We start from the raw sequence: 267 nt of genomic DNA, 5'->3' as shown, positions 1-267 counted from the left end.
AATTCTCGTTAAAAATATTCGTTACTTTGGCAGCCAGCCTTGGGCTTTCCCATCGAGTATGATGATGGGGTTTTTAGCTGACTATGAATCGGGAGAGTTAAGTCCAGACTACACTGAGCTATCTGATGCACAATGGTTTGGTATTGACGAGATGCCGCCTGTTGCGCCTAAAGGAACGATTGCAAGAGCGCTTATCGAACAAACGCTACAAGATATTGACTCTAATTATCTGATAAATAGATAAAAAAAACCCTCCGAGAGGGAGGG

General features: G+C 43.1%; 1 pseudogene. It reads left to right on the top strand.

Annotation, left to right across the window (positions count from 1 at the left end):
• Positions 1 to 244: pseudogene (locus RAD10_RS41995) on the top strand (hypothetical protein); the annotation flags it as partial.
• Positions 245 to 267: the final 23 nt, after the last annotated feature.

The organism is Bradyrhizobium sp. 23AC, assembly GCF_054863025.1.
The sequence above is the reverse complement of the archived record's forward strand: the minus strand, read 5'-3'. Positions and strand labels throughout refer to the sequence as shown.